Genomic DNA, 14,130 nt, shown 5'->3' with positions numbered 1-14,130 from the left:
ATGAGCGATATGCCCACTCCAGATGAATTGTTCGCCCGTCCCTTCTTCTTCTGCGGGATCGGCGGATCGGGAATGCTGCCGCTGGCGCAGATCCTCAAAGGTCGCGGCTGCACGGTCGAGGGATCGGATCGCAGCCACGATCAGGGCCGCACGCCCGACAAATTCGCCGCGCTCGAACAACAGGGTTTTACGCTGCATCCCCAAGACGGCAGCGGGATCGTCTCGGCCGGGCAGATCCTCGTCGCCAGCGCGGCAGTCGAGGACACCGTACCCGATGCCAAGCGCGCCAAGGAACTGGGCTGCCTGCGGCTTACCCGCGCCGAGCTCAATTCGATCCTTTTCAACACCAGCGGTGCGGGGCTGGCAGTGGCCGGGACCAGCGGCAAGTCGACCGTCACCGGCATGCTCGGCTGGATCCTCCATGCCTGCGGACGCGAACCGACGATCATGAACGGCGCGGTGATGAAGAACTTCGTCTCACCCGAACGCCCCTATGCCAGCGCGGTGGTCGGCGGGCAGAGCCTCTATGTCAGCGAAGTCGACGAGAGCGACGGCTCGATCGCGCTCTATCGCCCCGCGGTCGGCGTGCTGCTCAATGTCAGTCTCGACCACAAGAGCATGGAAGAGCTGCGCCAGCTGTTCGGCGATTACCTGTCGCGCAGCCGCATTTCGGTGATTAATGCCGACGATCCCGAAGCGTTGGCGCTGCTGCCGCATGCGAAGGAAGTCGTCACCTTCGGCATCGAACAGGAAAAGGCGCAGATCGGCGTGGTACCGGGCTCGGTCGCGGAAGGCCCGATGCGCCAGGCCGCGCTAGTCGTCGACCGGCATGACGGGAGCGAGCATGCGCTGACGCTCGACCTGCCCGGGCGGCACAACCTGTCCAATGCGCTGGCGGCCATCGCCGGGGCCGCCGCTGCGGGCATCCCGGTGGCCAAGGCGGTCGCCGCACTGGCTGGCTTTGCAGGGCTCGCGCGCCGCTTCGACATTATCGGCACCAGCGCCTCGGCCATCACCGTGATCGACGATTTCGGCCATAATCCCGAGAAATGCGCCGCCACGCTGCGCACGCTCAAGGCGCATCCGGGGCGCGTGCTCGCCTTCTTCCAGCCGCATGGCTACGGGCCCTTGCGCCAGATGGGCGAGGAACTGGCCCAGACCTTCGCGCAAGAACTGGGCGATGGCGACCGCGTGATCCTGTGCGATCCGGTCTATTTCGGCGGCTCGGTCGATCGCAGCGAAGGCAGCGAGCGGATCGTGCGGCTGATCGAGGAAGCGGGCGGGCATGCGGAACACGTCCCCACGCGCGAGGCAGTGGGCGACCGGCTGGCCGAACTCGCGCAGCCCGGCGACCGGATCGTCATCATGGGCGCGCGCGACGATACGCTGAGCGTATTTGCCCGCGGCCTGTTCGACCGGCTGCCCTAAATCGCGGCAGGCCCCGCGGCCTCACGCGCCACGGCCCGGCGATATCCCTCGCGTGCGGTCAACCGGTCGCGGTAGTCCCTGAGCGATTGCGGTACGCCCTCGTCCAGCCCGACGCGGCCCGCGAGGATCAGCGCATAACCGCAGCAGATATCGGCCACGGTAAAGCGATCCGCGCACAGGAATTCGCGCGTTTCGAGGCGCTGCTCGAGCTTGACCAGCCGCTTCCAGAACCACTTCGCATAAGCTTCGCCCGCCTCGCCCCAGCCCTTGTCCTTCTCGAACAGGGCAAAGCGCATATAGACGGTCTGCGGGAAGGTGACCGTCGCATCGGCGTGATAGGTGAAGTCGAGATAGGCGGGATAATCCGACTCCCCCGGTGCCACCGTCAGCGAAGCGTCGCTGCCCTTGGTCGCCAGATAATGCGCGATGGCGCAGCTTTCGGTCATCTGCACCTCGTCCTCGACCAGCATGGGCACCGTACCCAGCGGATTGATCTCGAGATAGTCGGGCGCGGTGAAGCGCGGCGGGAACGGCAGCAGCTTCAGCTCGACATCGACCCCGGCCTCCTCCGCCGCCCAGGTCGCACGCAGCCCGCGCGAACCCGCGCAGGTGTAGAGGACCGGCCGCTCAGCCATGACCGTGCGTCTTCCCGATCTTGAACACATTGTGGATCACGATCGCGAGCACGAAGCCCAGCCCCAGTCCGGCCAGTGCGGACAGGCCGGCATAGGTCGTCCAGCCGAGGATGCCGGAGAGGCCGCCGGTGACGCCCTCGACCATGTGCTGCACGCCATGCGCCCAGTCCGAAGGCCCATGCAGGCCGAGCTCGTGGAGGCTGTGCAGGATGATCCCGCCGCCGACCCACAGCATCGCGATCGTGCCGACGAAGGACAGCGTGGTCAGCAGATAGGGGACCGAGGTGACGAGGAACTGGCCGAAGGTCTGCGCCAGCTCGGAGCTCTTTTCGCGCAGGTGCAGGCCGATGTCGTCGAGCTTCACGATCAGCGCCACCGCGCCATAGACGAACAGCGTCACCGCTATCCCGACGATCGCCAGCACGCCCGCGCGGACGATGAAGTCCTCCGATGCCACTTCGTTGAGCGTGATCGCCATGATCTCCGCCGACAGGATCAGATCGGTCCGGATCGCGCCCGCGACACGCTGTTTCTCGAAGGCAACGGGATCGGCGATCTCGTCATCCACCGTCAGGCCGTGTTTCTCGCTGCCCAGCTTCTCCATCACCTTTTCCGCCCCTTCGTAGGACAGGTAGCCGCCCCCGAGCATGAGGATGAAGATGATCGCGCTGGGTAACAGCCAGCTCAGCAACAAGGCGCCGGGCAACATGATGATCAGCTTGTTCTTCAAGCTGCCCTTGGTGATGTTCCAGATGATCGGCAGCTCGCGCGCGGGGCTGAGGCCGGTGACATAGCTCGGCGTGACCGCCGCATCGTCGATCACGACGCCCGCCGTCTTCGTGCCGGCGCGGCTGGCCGCCACCCCGATATCGTCGACCGAGGCGGCCGCCGCGCGGGCGATGATCGAAACGTCGTCGAGCAGGGCTACTAATCCACCAGGCACGCAATACTCCTTTGTTGCAGACGCAATGCCGCCCTGCCCTCCCGGTTCCGCGCTGCCAAGCCCCGAACGTGGCTTGCATTCGCGGCCAATCCCGCTATGTGCGCGCATCCCTCATGTCCGGCGATACCGGATTCGGGGATGACGAAGAAAGCCGGAGGGGCCCCGCAATCCCGCGGATCAGCCAGCGATCGGCCATATGTGAAAGGACAAGGGCATGGCTCTATACGAGCATGTTTTCCTGGCGCGACAGGACCTGAGCCAGGCTCAGGTCGACCAGCTCGCCGCCACCGCTACCGAAATTGTCGAGCAGAACGAAGGCAAGGTCACCAAGACGGAGACCTGGGGCCTCAAGAACCTCGCCTACAAGATCGACCGCAACCGCAAGGCGCATTTCGTGATGCTCAACATCGAGGGCCCCGGCGCCGTCGTGCAGGAGCTCGAACGCCAGACCCGCATCAATGAAGACGTCATCCGCTACATGACCATCCGTGTCGAAGAGCACGAAGAAGGTCCCAGCGTGATGATGCGCAAGAACGAGCGCGATGCGAAGAAGCGCCGCGACCGCGAGGAGCGTAACTGATGGCCCGCCCGTTTTTCCGCCGCCGCAAGTCCTGCCCCTTCTCGGGCAAGAACGCCCCCGCGATCGACTACAAGGATGTGCGCCTGCTGCAGGGCTTCATGTCCGAGCGTGGCAAGATCGTCCCCAGCCGCATCACCGCCGTCAGCGCGAAGAAGCAGCGTGAACTGGCCAAGGCCATCAAGCGCGCTCGCCACATCGGCCTGCTGCCGTACATCGTGAAGTAAGGGGAAGACACATGGATATCATTCTCCTTCAGAGGATCGAAAAGCTCGGCTCGATCGGTGACGTGGTCACCGTGAAGGACGGCTATGCCCGCAACTTCCTGCTTCCGCAGAAGAAGGCCCTGCGCGCCAACGAATCGAACAAGAAGGTCTTCGAAGCGAACCGCGACCGCCTGGAAAAGGAAAATGCGGAACGTCGCGGCGAAGCCGAGAAGGCTGGCGAAAAGGTCCAGGGCGAAGAAATCGTCCTGATCCGCGCCGCGTCGAACACCGGCCAGCTCTACGGCTCGGTCAACGTGCGCGACATCGCTGCATCGCTGGGCGAAAAGGGCCACGAGATCGACAAGAAGCAGGTCATCATGGGTGATCCGATCAAGGCGATCGGCATGCATGAAGTCCGCATCGACCTCCACCCCGAAGTCTCGGTCACGGTGAAGGCCAACGTCGCCCGCAGCGACGACGAAGCCGAACTGCAGAGCCAGGGCATCGACGTGATGGCGCAGATGTTCGAAGACGAACAGCGCGAGATCGAAGAAGCTGCCGAAGCCAACCGGACCGACCCGACCCTCGAGCCCGGCGAAATCCCCGCCGACATGCTCGAAGACGGCGTGAGCGAGACCGAAGCGAAGATCGAAGCCACGGCGCCGGACGGCGACGAAGGCTGATCCCCGCGATCACGATCAAACAGGGCGCGGCGGCTTCGGTCACCGCGCCCTTTTTGTAAGTACCGCCCGCACACCCTATGTGCAGGCACGAGACGCGAAAGCGAAAACAACAAGAGGCAGGAGGAACGCCCATGGATTCGATCGAACAGACCCTCGACCGGCTTGAGAAGATCTACGACGCCGCAGTGGAACGGCTGCGCGAGGATGTGATCGCCTTCGGCCGCGAACGCGAGATTCCCGCCCCCGAACGGCGCAGCGACGGCAGCTATGCCTATCCCGAACTGCGGCTGCGGTTTCGCGGCGGCGACCAGCCCGAGGATCGCAACCGCGCCTTTGGACGGCTCAACGCGCCGGGCCTCTACACCACCACCGTCACCCGCCCCGCGCTGTTCCGCGACTACCTGCGCGAGCAGCTCGAACTGATCGACGAGAATTACGAAGTCGAGATCGAGGTCGGATCGTCGAAGCAGGAAATCCCCTTCCCCTATGTCCTCGACGGCCAGGCCGGCGCGGAACTGGTCGGTGTCGACCCCAACCTCATCGCGCGGCATTTCCCCTCGACCGAGCTGGCCGATATCGGTGACGAGCTGGCCGACGGCATCATGCTCGAGAATGCCGACGATCCCATCCCGCTGTCGCTGTTCGACGGTTTGCGGACCGATTTCAGCCTCGCACGGCTCGCGCATTACACCGGCACCAGCACCGAGCATTTCCAGCGGTTCATCCTGTTCACGAACTATCACCGCTATGTCGATGAATTCGTTGACTGGGCGGGTTCGCAGCTCGGCAAGGACGGCTATACCGCGCTGGCCGGTGCGGGCGGCATGATGCTGACCGAGCAGACCGACAATGCCCGCGCGCAATTGTCCGACACTGCATGGCGCCGGCACCAGATGCCCGCCTATCACCTGGTCGGTCCCAACCGCGAAGGCATCACGCTGGTCAATATCGGTGTCGGCCCGAGCAATGCGAAGACGATCTGCGATCACCTTGCCGTGCTGCGGCCCGAAGCGTGGCTGATGATCGGCCATTGCGGCGGCCTGCGCCCGAGCCAGAAGATCGGCGACTACGTGCTCGCCCATGCCTATCTGCGCGACGATCACGTGCTCGATTCGGTGCTGCCGCCGGAAATCCCCCTCCCCGCAATTGCCGAGGTCCAGCAGGCGCTCGCCGGGGCCGCGCAAGAGGTATCGGGGACGCATGGTGCCGACCTCAAGCGGCGCATGCGCACCGGCACCGTGGTCACCACCGACGATCGCAACTGGGAGCTACGTTATACCAGTTCGGCGCATCGCATGAGCCTGAGCCGTGCGGTCGGGGTCGATATGGAAAGCGCGACGATCGCCGGCCAGGGATACCGCTTCCGTGTGCCCTATGGCACGCTGCTGTGCGTGTCCGACAAGCCGCTGCATGGTGAGATCAAGCTGCCCGGCCAGGCCAATGCCTTCTACGAGGAAGCCATCGCGGCGCATCTCCAGATCGGTGTGACCGCGTGCAAGCTGCTGAAGGCCGAAGGCCCGCGCCTCCACAGCCGGAAATTGCGCGCTTTCAACGAACCGCCGTTCAGGTAAGCTTGCTCCCGGCAAGGGAGAGACTGCATGACCGAGACAGTGGACCGCTCGCGCTCGATCGCGGGGCGGGTGGCCGTGGTGACCGGCGCGGCGAGCGGCATGGGCGCCGCCACCGCCAGGCTGTTCGCCGCCGAAGGCGCGCAGGTCGCGGTGACCGACCTCGATCTGCCGGCATGCGAAGAACTGGCAGCAGAATGCGGCAATGGCGCGCGTGCCTATGCGCTCGATGTTGCCGACAAGCAGGCGATCGCCGATACCGTGGCGCAGATCGCGGCGGATTTCGGGCGGATCGATATCCTCGTCAACAATGCCGGCGTGTCGAGCTTCGCCCCGCTCGATGATGGCGACGCCTATGAAGAGGTCTGGCACCGCGCGCTGGCGGTCATGCTGACCGCGCATCAACGCATGGTCCGCGCCGCGCTCCCGCATCTGCGCGCCAGCGATGCCGCGCGGATCGTCAATATCGCCAGCACCGAAGGCCTCGGTGCGACAACCGGCGACACACCCTATGTCGCCGCCAAGACCGGCGTGACCGGCCTCACCCGCGGTCTCGCGGTCGATCTCGGGCCGGAAGGGATCACCGTGAACTGCATCTGCCCCGGACCGATCCGCACCGCGATGACCGCCGCGGTGCCCGACGAACACAAGACCATCTACGCCAAGCGCCGCACCGCGCTCAAACGGTATGGCGAACCCGAGGAAGTCGCGCATATGACGCTGTCGCTGGTGCTGCCCGCGGCAAGCTATATCACCGGGGCGGTCATCCCGGTCGATGGCGGGTTGATGGCGCGCAACGCCTGAGGCCTGCGCCCCTTCAGCCGGTGATTGTCACCACGCAGCGCAGCCCTTCGGGCCGGTAGTCGAACTCGACCTGTCCCGCGCCGCCGAGCACGATCGACATCATGCGGGTGCCGAAGCCGGGCTGTATATCCGCCTCGACCGGAGGACCGCCGCTTTCTTCCCAGACCAGCTGCATCCCGCCAGCGGTTTTCTCGATCTCCATCGCCACGCGTCCTGCCGGGCTGGAGAGCGCGCCATGGGCGATGGCATTGGTCAGGAGCTCGTGCACCACCAGCGTGAAGCCCTCGGCGACATTCCCCTCCAGTCTGGGTCTGCCGCTCACTTCCAGCGTCACCCGGTCCGCGACATCCTCGAACGCCGCAAGTTCGCCTTCGATGATCGTTCGCGGGCTGAACAGCTGGTCGGCATTCTCCACCAGCAGGTCATGCGTGCGCGACAAGGCGGCGACGCGGCCCTCCAGCGCCCTGCCAAACCGGCCGACATCGCTTGCCTTGCGTGACGACATCGAAATCATCGCGCGGATCGTGGCGAGCATGTTGCGCACGCGGTGGTTGAGTTCCGCGGTGAGGGTTTCGAGCCGCGTTTCGTTGCGCTTGGTATCGGTGATATCGATCACATGGCCGATGATCTTGGTCGGCGCGCCATCGACTATCAGCGGCCGCCCCGCGCCGCTGATCCAGCGTTCTTCGCCCTCGGCCCGGGTGATGCGGCACTGGAAAACCCAGTCCTCGCCGCGTTCCAGCGCTTGCTTCTGGCGGTCATCGACCTCCCCCCGATCCGCAGGGATCACATGGTCGAGGAATTGCTCATAGGTCCATTGCGGAAGTAATTCATCGTAACCGAATATCTCGTCATGCCGGAAATTGCGCCATGCGGTGCCGGTTTCCAGATCGAGCTCCCAAATGCCGATCTGGCCGGCGGCAAGGACCAGCCTCAGGTGATCGAGCGACGATTCGGCAAGGTGCTCAAGCTCAGGCATGCGACCAATCTATCCACGTTGCGGGCGGCGCCCAAATATTTTTCGCATAGCGCCATGCGGCGCAGGGAAGATCACCCCTGCCCCTTGGTCTTGGTCTTCCCGTCCCTCGCGCGCTTCTCGATGAATTCGATGATCATCCCGGCGATATCCTTGCCGGTCGCATTCTCGATCCCTTCGAGCCCCGGCGAAGAATTGACTTCCATGATCACCGGGCCGTGGTTGGACCGCAGCATGTCGACGCCGCAGACGTTGAGGCCCATGCGCCCCGCGGCCCGCACGGCGGTGCTGCGTTCCTCGGGGGTGATCTTGATCAGCTGCGCGCTGCCGCCGCGGTGCAAATTGCTGCGGAAATCGTCGGGCGCGCCGGTGCGCTTCATCGCCGCGACGACCTTGCCCCCGACCACCAGCGCGCGGATGTCGGTGCCGCCGGCTTCCTTGATGAACTCCTGCACCAATATGTTGACGTTGGCACCGCGGAAGGCCTCGATCACCGACTTGGCGCTGCTCATCGTTTCGGCCAGCACCACCCCGATGCCCTGCGTGCCTTCGAGCAGCTTGATCACCACCGGCGGCCCCTTAACCGCGCGGATGATCTCTTCAGCGGCCTTGGGATCGTTGGCATAGGCGGTCAGCGGCAGGCCCAGCCCGTGCTTGGCGAGGATCTGCATGCTGCGCAGCTTGTCGCGGCTGCGCCCGATGGCGACGCTCTCGTTGAGCGGCCAGCAGCCGCGCATCTCGAACTGGCGCAGGATCGCGAGCCCGTAATTGGTGATCGAGGCGCCGATGCGCGGGATCACCGCATCGTAGCCGATGCAGGGTTCGCCATTGTAGAACACTTCGGGCTTGTGGCTGGCGATATGCACCGTGCAGCGCGTCGTGTTAAGGATATCGAACTGGTGCCCGCGTTCCTCCGCCGCCTGCTGCAGGCGCTGGTGCGAATAGAGATTGGCGTTCCGCGCCAGCATGGCGATCTTCATCGGAGGCTCCTCAGGGCTTGTGCCCCTTCGTCGTTTTGCGCTCGGGCGTCTGCAACCAGGAATAGCCGCTGTCGACTACAAAACGCCGGCGCAGAGACGAACGGCCGATCAGCATCGGGAATTTCATATCCCGGCGGTCGGCGAGGCTGATCTCGGCGCGGAATTCCAGGTCCCCGATTCGCATGGGCGTCTTAATGACATAGCGCCGCTGCGTCTCGCCATTGGAACTGGTGATGCCGCGGATATCGACATGCACCGCCTCGCATACCTGGCGCACGTGCTGCTGGTCGAAATCGACTGCGAAGCGGACGAATTTCTCGCCGTCGCGCTCGAATTCCTCAAGCACCGTACCGTGCAGCGAGGACGTGCGCGCCCCGGTATCGATCTTGGCCGGCATGGCATGCAGCCCCAATTCGGGCAGGTGGACCAGCTCGCGCCAGCCGACGACGGGCAATGCGTTGCGTTTCGCGCTCATTCGACGATCGCGATCCCGTCACCGCCGCCTTCACCCGGCAGCCGGCGCAGCACTGCGCCGCTGGCAAAATCGACCTCGGCGATCGTGTTCGCGGTGGTTTCGGCGACGTATATCCGCTCACCATCGGGCGAGAACAGGATCGTCACCTGCGTGCGCGCCTCCGCCTCTGCCGGGCTCGACACGGCGATACTGCGCACGACTTCGCCGCTGGCGGTATCGATCACGCTCAGCCCGCCATCGGCGAGGTCGGAGGTGACCGCGTAATCGCCCTGCGGACGCAGCGTGATGCGCAAGGGAAAGGCGCCCGTTTCGACCCGCTGGCGGATCGCGAGCGTCTGCGGGTCGAGCGCGAAGGCCGCGTTGGAGCTGCGCGCGGACACCCACAGCGTGTCACCGTCCGGAGACAGCCAGATGCCTTCGGGTTCCTCGCCAATCTCGACCGAACGCGGTGCGCGCCGAGTCTTGAGGTCGATCAGGCTGACCGTGCGCGACCCCAGATTCGTGGTCCAGGCGTGCAAGGCATCGGGCGCGATGGCGAGCATATGCGTGCCCTGCTGGCCCGAGGCATATTCGAAGGTTTGCGCTGCGCCCAGCGGGTCGCGGATCCAGACAATCGACTGCCGGCCCTCGGCGGTGGCATAGAGATCGCCATTGGCATGCCATACGATCCCGTGCGGGCGCGCATTTGCGCCCAGATCCACGCTCGCGACGCGTTCGAGATCCGCAGTGCGGAAAATATCGACCGTCTTCCCGCCGTAACAGGCAAGCGCGACATGCGCCCCGCCGGGGGCAGTCGCCAGTTCATGCGGGTTGGCACAGCTGGCGACCGAAGCGACCACCGCGCCGCTCTCCAGATCAACCTTCGACAGCGTATTGCCGAACTTGCCCGCCACGAACAGCGCGCCATCGACATCCGCAGCCGTGGGAAGCGAGGGAGCATCCCCGCCCCCCGTGACGGGCGCACAGGCGGCCGCCAGCGGGAGCGCGAGGAACGAGGCGAAGCGGCCTACCACCCTTCGGTCTTGCCCGCATTCTGCTCGTCGAGCCACGCCTTGAGCGGCGCGAAATATTCGACCATCGCGGCACCGCTCATCTGGCGCTCACCAGTGAACGCCTCGAGCGCGTCGGGCCATGGCTTGCTGGCGCCCATTTCGAGCATTGCATCGAGATTCTTGCCGACCTCTTCATTGCCGTAGAACGAACAGCGGTGCAGCGGCCCGTCCCAGCCCGCCTGGTCGCAGGCCGCCTTGTAGAACTGGAACTGCAGGATCCGCGCGAGGAAATAGCGCGTGTACGGCACATTGCCCGGGATATGGTATTTGGCACCCGCATCGAACCCGCTTTCGTCGCGCGCGACCGGCGGCGTGATGCCCTGGTATTCCAGCCGCAGCGCATTCCAGCCGGTGTTGAGCTGGTCGGCGGGGATCGACCCGTCGAACAGGCCCCAGCGATAGCGGTCGACCATCAGGCCGAAGGGCAGGAAGGCGACCTTGTCCATCGCCTGACGCAGCAGCAGCCCGATATCCTTGTCCGCGCTGGGCACGTCGGCCTCGTCGAGCATGTCGATCTGGACGAGATATTCGGGCGTGATCGACAGTGCGATCATGTCGCCGATCGCCTCGTGGAAGCCGTCGTTGGCGCCGTTGAGGTGTAGGTAGTCCTGCTGGTTGTAGGCGCGTTGGTAGTAATTGTGGCCAAGCTCGTGATGGATGGTGACGAAGTCGTCGGCATTCTTCTTGATGCACATCTTGATGCGCAGATCGTCGACATTGTCGACGTCCCACGCACTGGCATGGCAGACCACATCGCGGTCCTGCGGCTTCACGAACTGGCTGCGTTCCCAGAAGGTGCCCGGCAGCGGGTCGAAGCCGAGCGAAGAGAAGAACTGCTCGCCCGTGCGGACCATCTGGATTTCGTCGAGGCCCTTGGCGGTAATCAGGTCGGTGAGGTCGTACCCGATGTCGCCCGCGCCTTCGGGCGCGACCAGCGGGTAGATATTGCCCCATTCCTGCGCCCACATATTGCCGAGCAAATCGGCGCGGATCGCGCCGGTGGCGGGCTGCACATCGTCGCCGTATTTCTCGTTGAGCTTGCTGCGGACATAGGTGTGCAGCGCCATGTAAAGCGGCTTCACTTCCTGCCACATCCGCTCGGTCTCGCCGGCGAACTGGTCGGGATCCATGTCGTAGTTCGAACGCCACATCGCGCCCAGATCGGCAAAGCCCAGCTCCTTCGAGCCTTCGTTGGCGATCGCGATCATGCGCTGGTAATCCTCGCGCATGGGCGCACCGACATTGTCGTGCCAGCTGGTCCACATTTCGGCGAGTTCAGCAGGCGTGCGCTCGAGATTGCCCATCTCGGCCTCGATATCGCTGCCGTTGATTTCCTCGCCATTGAGCGTGCCCGTGCCCTGGCCATACGCCGCGCCGAGCTTGGTCGCGATTTCGTTGAGTTCGGTCGCCGCGCCATCGCGGACCGGCGCGGGCATGACGATGCCGTTGCGCAGGATATCGAGCTTGCGGGCGACTTCGGGATCGAGCCCCGCAACGCGCGCATATTGCGCCGCCTCATTGGCGTAGGTCACCGATTTCTCGGTCGCCTGCGCGCCGTATTTCGCTGCCAGCTGGTTGCTGTCATGGACGATATAGGTGTTGTTGAGCCACAGCACCCGGCCGTATTCGACCGAGAAATCGAACATGTCCTGCTCGACCATCGCGACCCAGTCGGCGGCGCCCTGCGGCGTCATCGGATAGGCGGATGTGGCCGCTTCGGATGTCTCCGCATGATGATCGGCCATGGCCGGAGCTGCGAGCGAGACGGCAAGCGCGGAGAGCGCGACGGATGCGAATTTCATGCGGGTCCTCTCAGGATCGGAATGATGTGGTTTCACGTGCTACCGGATTGCACCTGCCGCGCAGCTTAATCAAGCGGTTGGCGCGGCAAACCGGCGGATGAGCCATGCCGCGATTACCCCGAGGAAGGTCACGACCCACGCGGCGACCTTCACCGGACGCGCAGTGGCAGCAATGCCCGCCAACTGGTCCGACCCCTGATCGCGCAGCAATTGCACCAGTTGCAGCAGCGTTTCGGTATAGTCGGTCAGCACGAATACCGCCGCCGATGCGGCCACGACCGCACCGATGATCCGGACGATGCCGCCCAGGGCCATGAAGCTGCGCCCGGCGATCCAGCTACCCCAGCCATAGATGGCGATGAATACCAGATCGCCGATCATGGCGAAAACCGCCAGTGGCCGCACGCCGCCCGCGTGCCATTGCGCATGGATTTCATCGACCCGCGCGGCCGTCGCTGCCGCCTGGTGTTCGGCAATACCGAGCGTCACATCGGCGGGAGCGGTCACCGCGAGACTGAGCGCGACTACCACGGCGAAGGCTACGAGGCCCCACATCCACCAACCCAATTCGGGGCGCGTGCTGCTCATGTCTTGTCTCCCAGCCAGTCGGCGATCGCCTGCCCGAGGTCGGGCTTGGTCACGCTGCTCATATGCGTCCCGGGTACTTCGGCGAAATCGGCATCGGGCAACAGTTTCGCCAGATCGGCGGCCGAACCATTGTCGCGGTCCTCGTCACCGCAGACCACCAGCGTGGGCATGGTGATATTGTCGAGCAAGGCGAGATCGAGATCGGGCATGGTGCCAAGCAACAGCCGCGCCGCGACCCGGTCGACGCCCTGCGACTTGAGGAACTGCATCGAGAAATAGTCGGGATCGCCCTGGGGAATGGCATCGAATTCGTCGATCACGCGGCGGAACTTGGCCGCGCGGCGCTGCCATTCGCCCAGCCCCGCGGTCCCCATCCCGCCAATGACCAGATGCGCAGGCGTCAGCACGCCGTGCGCCGCGCCATGCAGCGATGTGCGCGCGCCGAGCGAGAAGCCGCCGAGGTCGTAATCGTCGAGCCCGAGATGATCGACGAGCGCGGCCACGTCGCGCACCAGCACATTGCTCGGATAGCTGTCGGGATCATGCGGCGCGGCGCTGTCGCCATGCACGCGGAAATCGAGCATGAGCACCTCGAACCCCTGCGCCGCGATCGCCTCGTGATGCCCCCATTTGATCCAGTTCATCTGCGCGCTGGAAAACAGGCCGTGCAGGAGGACGAACGGCCGCCCTTCCCCATGCCGATGCAGCGCCAGCCTTGTGCCGTCGAAACTGTCGAAGAATTCGGTGGTCATCGCTTCGCAAGCCCCTGCTGCTCCATCCGCCACTGCGCCATTTCGATACGGTCCTGCCCGAAGAACGGTTCGCTCCCGAACACCAGCGTCGGCACGCCCCAATGACCCGAGGCCTCGAGCGCATCCTGGTTGGCAGCGATTTCGGCGTCGAGCGTGTCTTCCTCGGCGGCGACCTCGCGATCGATCTCCGCCGCGTCGAGCTCGGCGCGTTCGAGCGCGGCGGCGAGGTGGTCGCCCTCGTGCCAGTTCTCCTGCCCGCCCCAGATCAACTGCCCCGCCTCATGCGCGAAGACGAGGCCCCTACCCCTTCGTGCCGCGGCCTGCCCCAGCCGCGTGACGCGGCGGATATAGGGCTGATCGGCGGCGATTTTGCGCGTCGCGGGATCCTGCACGATCGGATCAGGACGCGGCGGTCCGAAGGCAATGCCGTGAAACTGCGCCACGCGCATCATGTCGCGCAGCGTATAGGCCAGCCAGTTGGGATGGTTGCGCTCGAAAAAATCGGGTTCGCGGATCGCCAGCGGCCAGACCGGGCGCAGCGCGATGTCGAGATCGTATTCCTCGGCCATGGCCCGGTACCGGCCGACCGAAAGATAGCTGTAGGGCGAACGGAAGCTGAAATAGAGCTCTGCGGTCAGGGTCATGCAGAGACTTTTACATC

At 64.9% G+C, this 14,130-nt stretch carries 16 protein-coding genes; 6 read left to right on the top strand and 10 right to left on the bottom strand.

The features are described 5' to 3' along the window. Window positions 1–1,428, top strand: coding sequence for a glutamate ligase domain-containing protein (locus tag J2S32_RS01470; RefSeq protein ID WP_253515348.1), 1,428 nt, complete (start codon window positions 1–3; stop codon window positions 1,426–1,428). Here the strand turns inward: J2S32_RS01470 and J2S32_RS01465 are convergent. Together J2S32_RS01465 and J2S32_RS01460 are read right to left on the bottom strand one after the other, a co-directional pair. Further along, on the bottom strand, window positions 1,425–2,063 hold the full coding sequence (locus tag J2S32_RS01465) for a glutathione S-transferase family protein (protein WP_253515347.1): 639 nt from the start codon (window positions 2,061–2,063) through the stop codon (window positions 1,425–1,427). The two genes, J2S32_RS01470 and J2S32_RS01465, sit on opposite strands and share 4 nt — an antisense overlap. Further along, a complete protein-coding gene (locus tag J2S32_RS01460; protein WP_253515346.1) occupies window positions 2,056–3,006 on the bottom strand; it encodes a DUF808 domain-containing protein in 951 nt (316 codons plus the stop codon). Before J2S32_RS01460 ends, J2S32_RS01465 begins: the two co-directional genes overlap by 8 nt. A 214-nt stretch (window positions 3,007–3,220) precedes the next feature. Between J2S32_RS01460 and rpsF the strand changes: the two genes are divergently transcribed. The 5 genes from rpsF (at window position 3,221) to J2S32_RS01435 (ending at window position 6,844) form a co-directional block, all read left to right on the top strand. After that, window positions 3,221–3,586, top strand: a complete 366-nt coding sequence (gene rpsF / locus J2S32_RS01455) for a 30S ribosomal protein S6 (RefSeq protein ID WP_253515345.1) — start codon at window positions 3,221–3,223, stop codon at window positions 3,584–3,586. Continuing rightward, the gene (gene rpsR / locus J2S32_RS01450; RefSeq protein WP_094062939.1) at window positions 3,586–3,810 is read left to right on the top strand and encodes a 30S ribosomal protein S18; all 225 of its coding nucleotides are present in this window, start codon (window positions 3,586–3,588) and stop codon (window positions 3,808–3,810) included. The genes rpsF and rpsR overlap by 1 nt, the downstream gene beginning before the upstream one ends. An 11-nt stretch (window positions 3,811–3,821) precedes the next feature. Beyond that, complete coding sequence (gene rplI / locus J2S32_RS01445; RefSeq protein WP_253515342.1) at window positions 3,822–4,472, top strand: 50S ribosomal protein L9; 651 nt, start codon at window positions 3,822–3,824, stop codon at window positions 4,470–4,472. 131 nt (window positions 4,473–4,603) lie between these two features. Beyond that, window positions 4,604–6,043, top strand: coding sequence for an AMP nucleosidase (locus J2S32_RS01440; RefSeq protein WP_253515340.1), 1,440 nt, complete (start codon window positions 4,604–4,606; stop codon window positions 6,041–6,043). A 27-nt stretch (window positions 6,044–6,070) separates the two neighbouring features. Then, on the top strand, window positions 6,071–6,844 hold the full coding sequence (locus J2S32_RS01435) for an SDR family NAD(P)-dependent oxidoreductase (RefSeq protein WP_253515338.1): 774 nt from the start codon (window positions 6,071–6,073) through the stop codon (window positions 6,842–6,844). 13 nt (window positions 6,845–6,857) lie between these two features. Here the strand turns inward: J2S32_RS01435 and J2S32_RS01430 are convergent, their stop codons facing one another. The 8 genes from J2S32_RS01430 to J2S32_RS01395 form a co-directional block, all read right to left on the bottom strand. Beyond that, on the bottom strand, window positions 6,858–7,823 hold the full coding sequence (locus tag J2S32_RS01430; protein WP_253515336.1) for a sensor histidine kinase: 966 nt from the start codon (window positions 7,821–7,823) through the stop codon (window positions 6,858–6,860). Window positions 7,824–7,894: 71 nt separating this feature from the next. After that, complete coding sequence (gene rimK, locus J2S32_RS01425; RefSeq protein WP_253515334.1) at window positions 7,895–8,800, bottom strand: 30S ribosomal protein S6--L-glutamate ligase; 906 nt, start codon at window positions 8,798–8,800, stop codon at window positions 7,895–7,897. 10 nt (window positions 8,801–8,810) lie between these two features. Continuing rightward, window positions 8,811–9,275 (bottom strand): ATP-dependent zinc protease family protein, encoded by a 465-nt coding sequence (locus J2S32_RS01420; protein WP_253515332.1) that lies wholly within the window; start codon window positions 9,273–9,275, stop codon window positions 8,811–8,813. Beyond that, on the bottom strand, window positions 9,272–10,288 hold the full coding sequence (locus tag J2S32_RS01415) for a YncE family protein (protein WP_253515331.1): 1,017 nt from the start codon (window positions 10,286–10,288) through the stop codon (window positions 9,272–9,274). Before J2S32_RS01415 ends, J2S32_RS01420 begins: the two co-directional genes overlap by 4 nt. After that, the gene (locus J2S32_RS01410; RefSeq protein ID WP_253515330.1) at window positions 10,282–12,129 is read right to left on the bottom strand and encodes a M2 family metallopeptidase; all 1,848 of its coding nucleotides are present in this window, start codon (window positions 12,127–12,129) and stop codon (window positions 10,282–10,284) included. The genes J2S32_RS01415 and J2S32_RS01410 overlap by 7 nt, the downstream gene beginning before the upstream one ends. Window positions 12,130–12,198: 69 nt before the next feature. Beyond that, entirely contained in the window at window positions 12,199–12,717 is a 519-nt protein-coding gene (locus tag J2S32_RS01405) for a hypothetical protein (RefSeq protein WP_253515329.1), read from the bottom strand. Next, entirely contained in the window at window positions 12,714–13,469 is a 756-nt protein-coding gene (locus J2S32_RS01400; protein ID WP_253515328.1) for an alpha/beta fold hydrolase, read from the bottom strand. Before J2S32_RS01400 ends, J2S32_RS01405 begins: the two co-directional genes overlap by 4 nt. Then, window positions 13,466–14,113 carry a 2-hydroxychromene-2-carboxylate isomerase gene (locus tag J2S32_RS01395; protein WP_253515327.1) on the bottom strand — a complete coding sequence of 216 codons (648 nt, stop codon included), beginning with the start codon at window positions 14,111–14,113 and terminating at the stop codon, window positions 13,466–13,468. The genes J2S32_RS01400 and J2S32_RS01395 overlap by 4 nt, the downstream gene beginning before the upstream one ends. Window positions 14,114–14,130: the final 17 nt, after the last annotated feature.

Origin of the sequence: Qipengyuania citrea (assembly GCF_024171405.1) — a bacterium.
In the GTDB taxonomy this organism is placed as follows: Bacteria; Pseudomonadota; Alphaproteobacteria; order Sphingomonadales; family Sphingomonadaceae; genus Qipengyuania; species Qipengyuania profunda.
The sequence above is the reverse complement of the archived record's forward strand: the minus strand, read 5'-3'. Positions and strand labels throughout refer to the sequence as shown.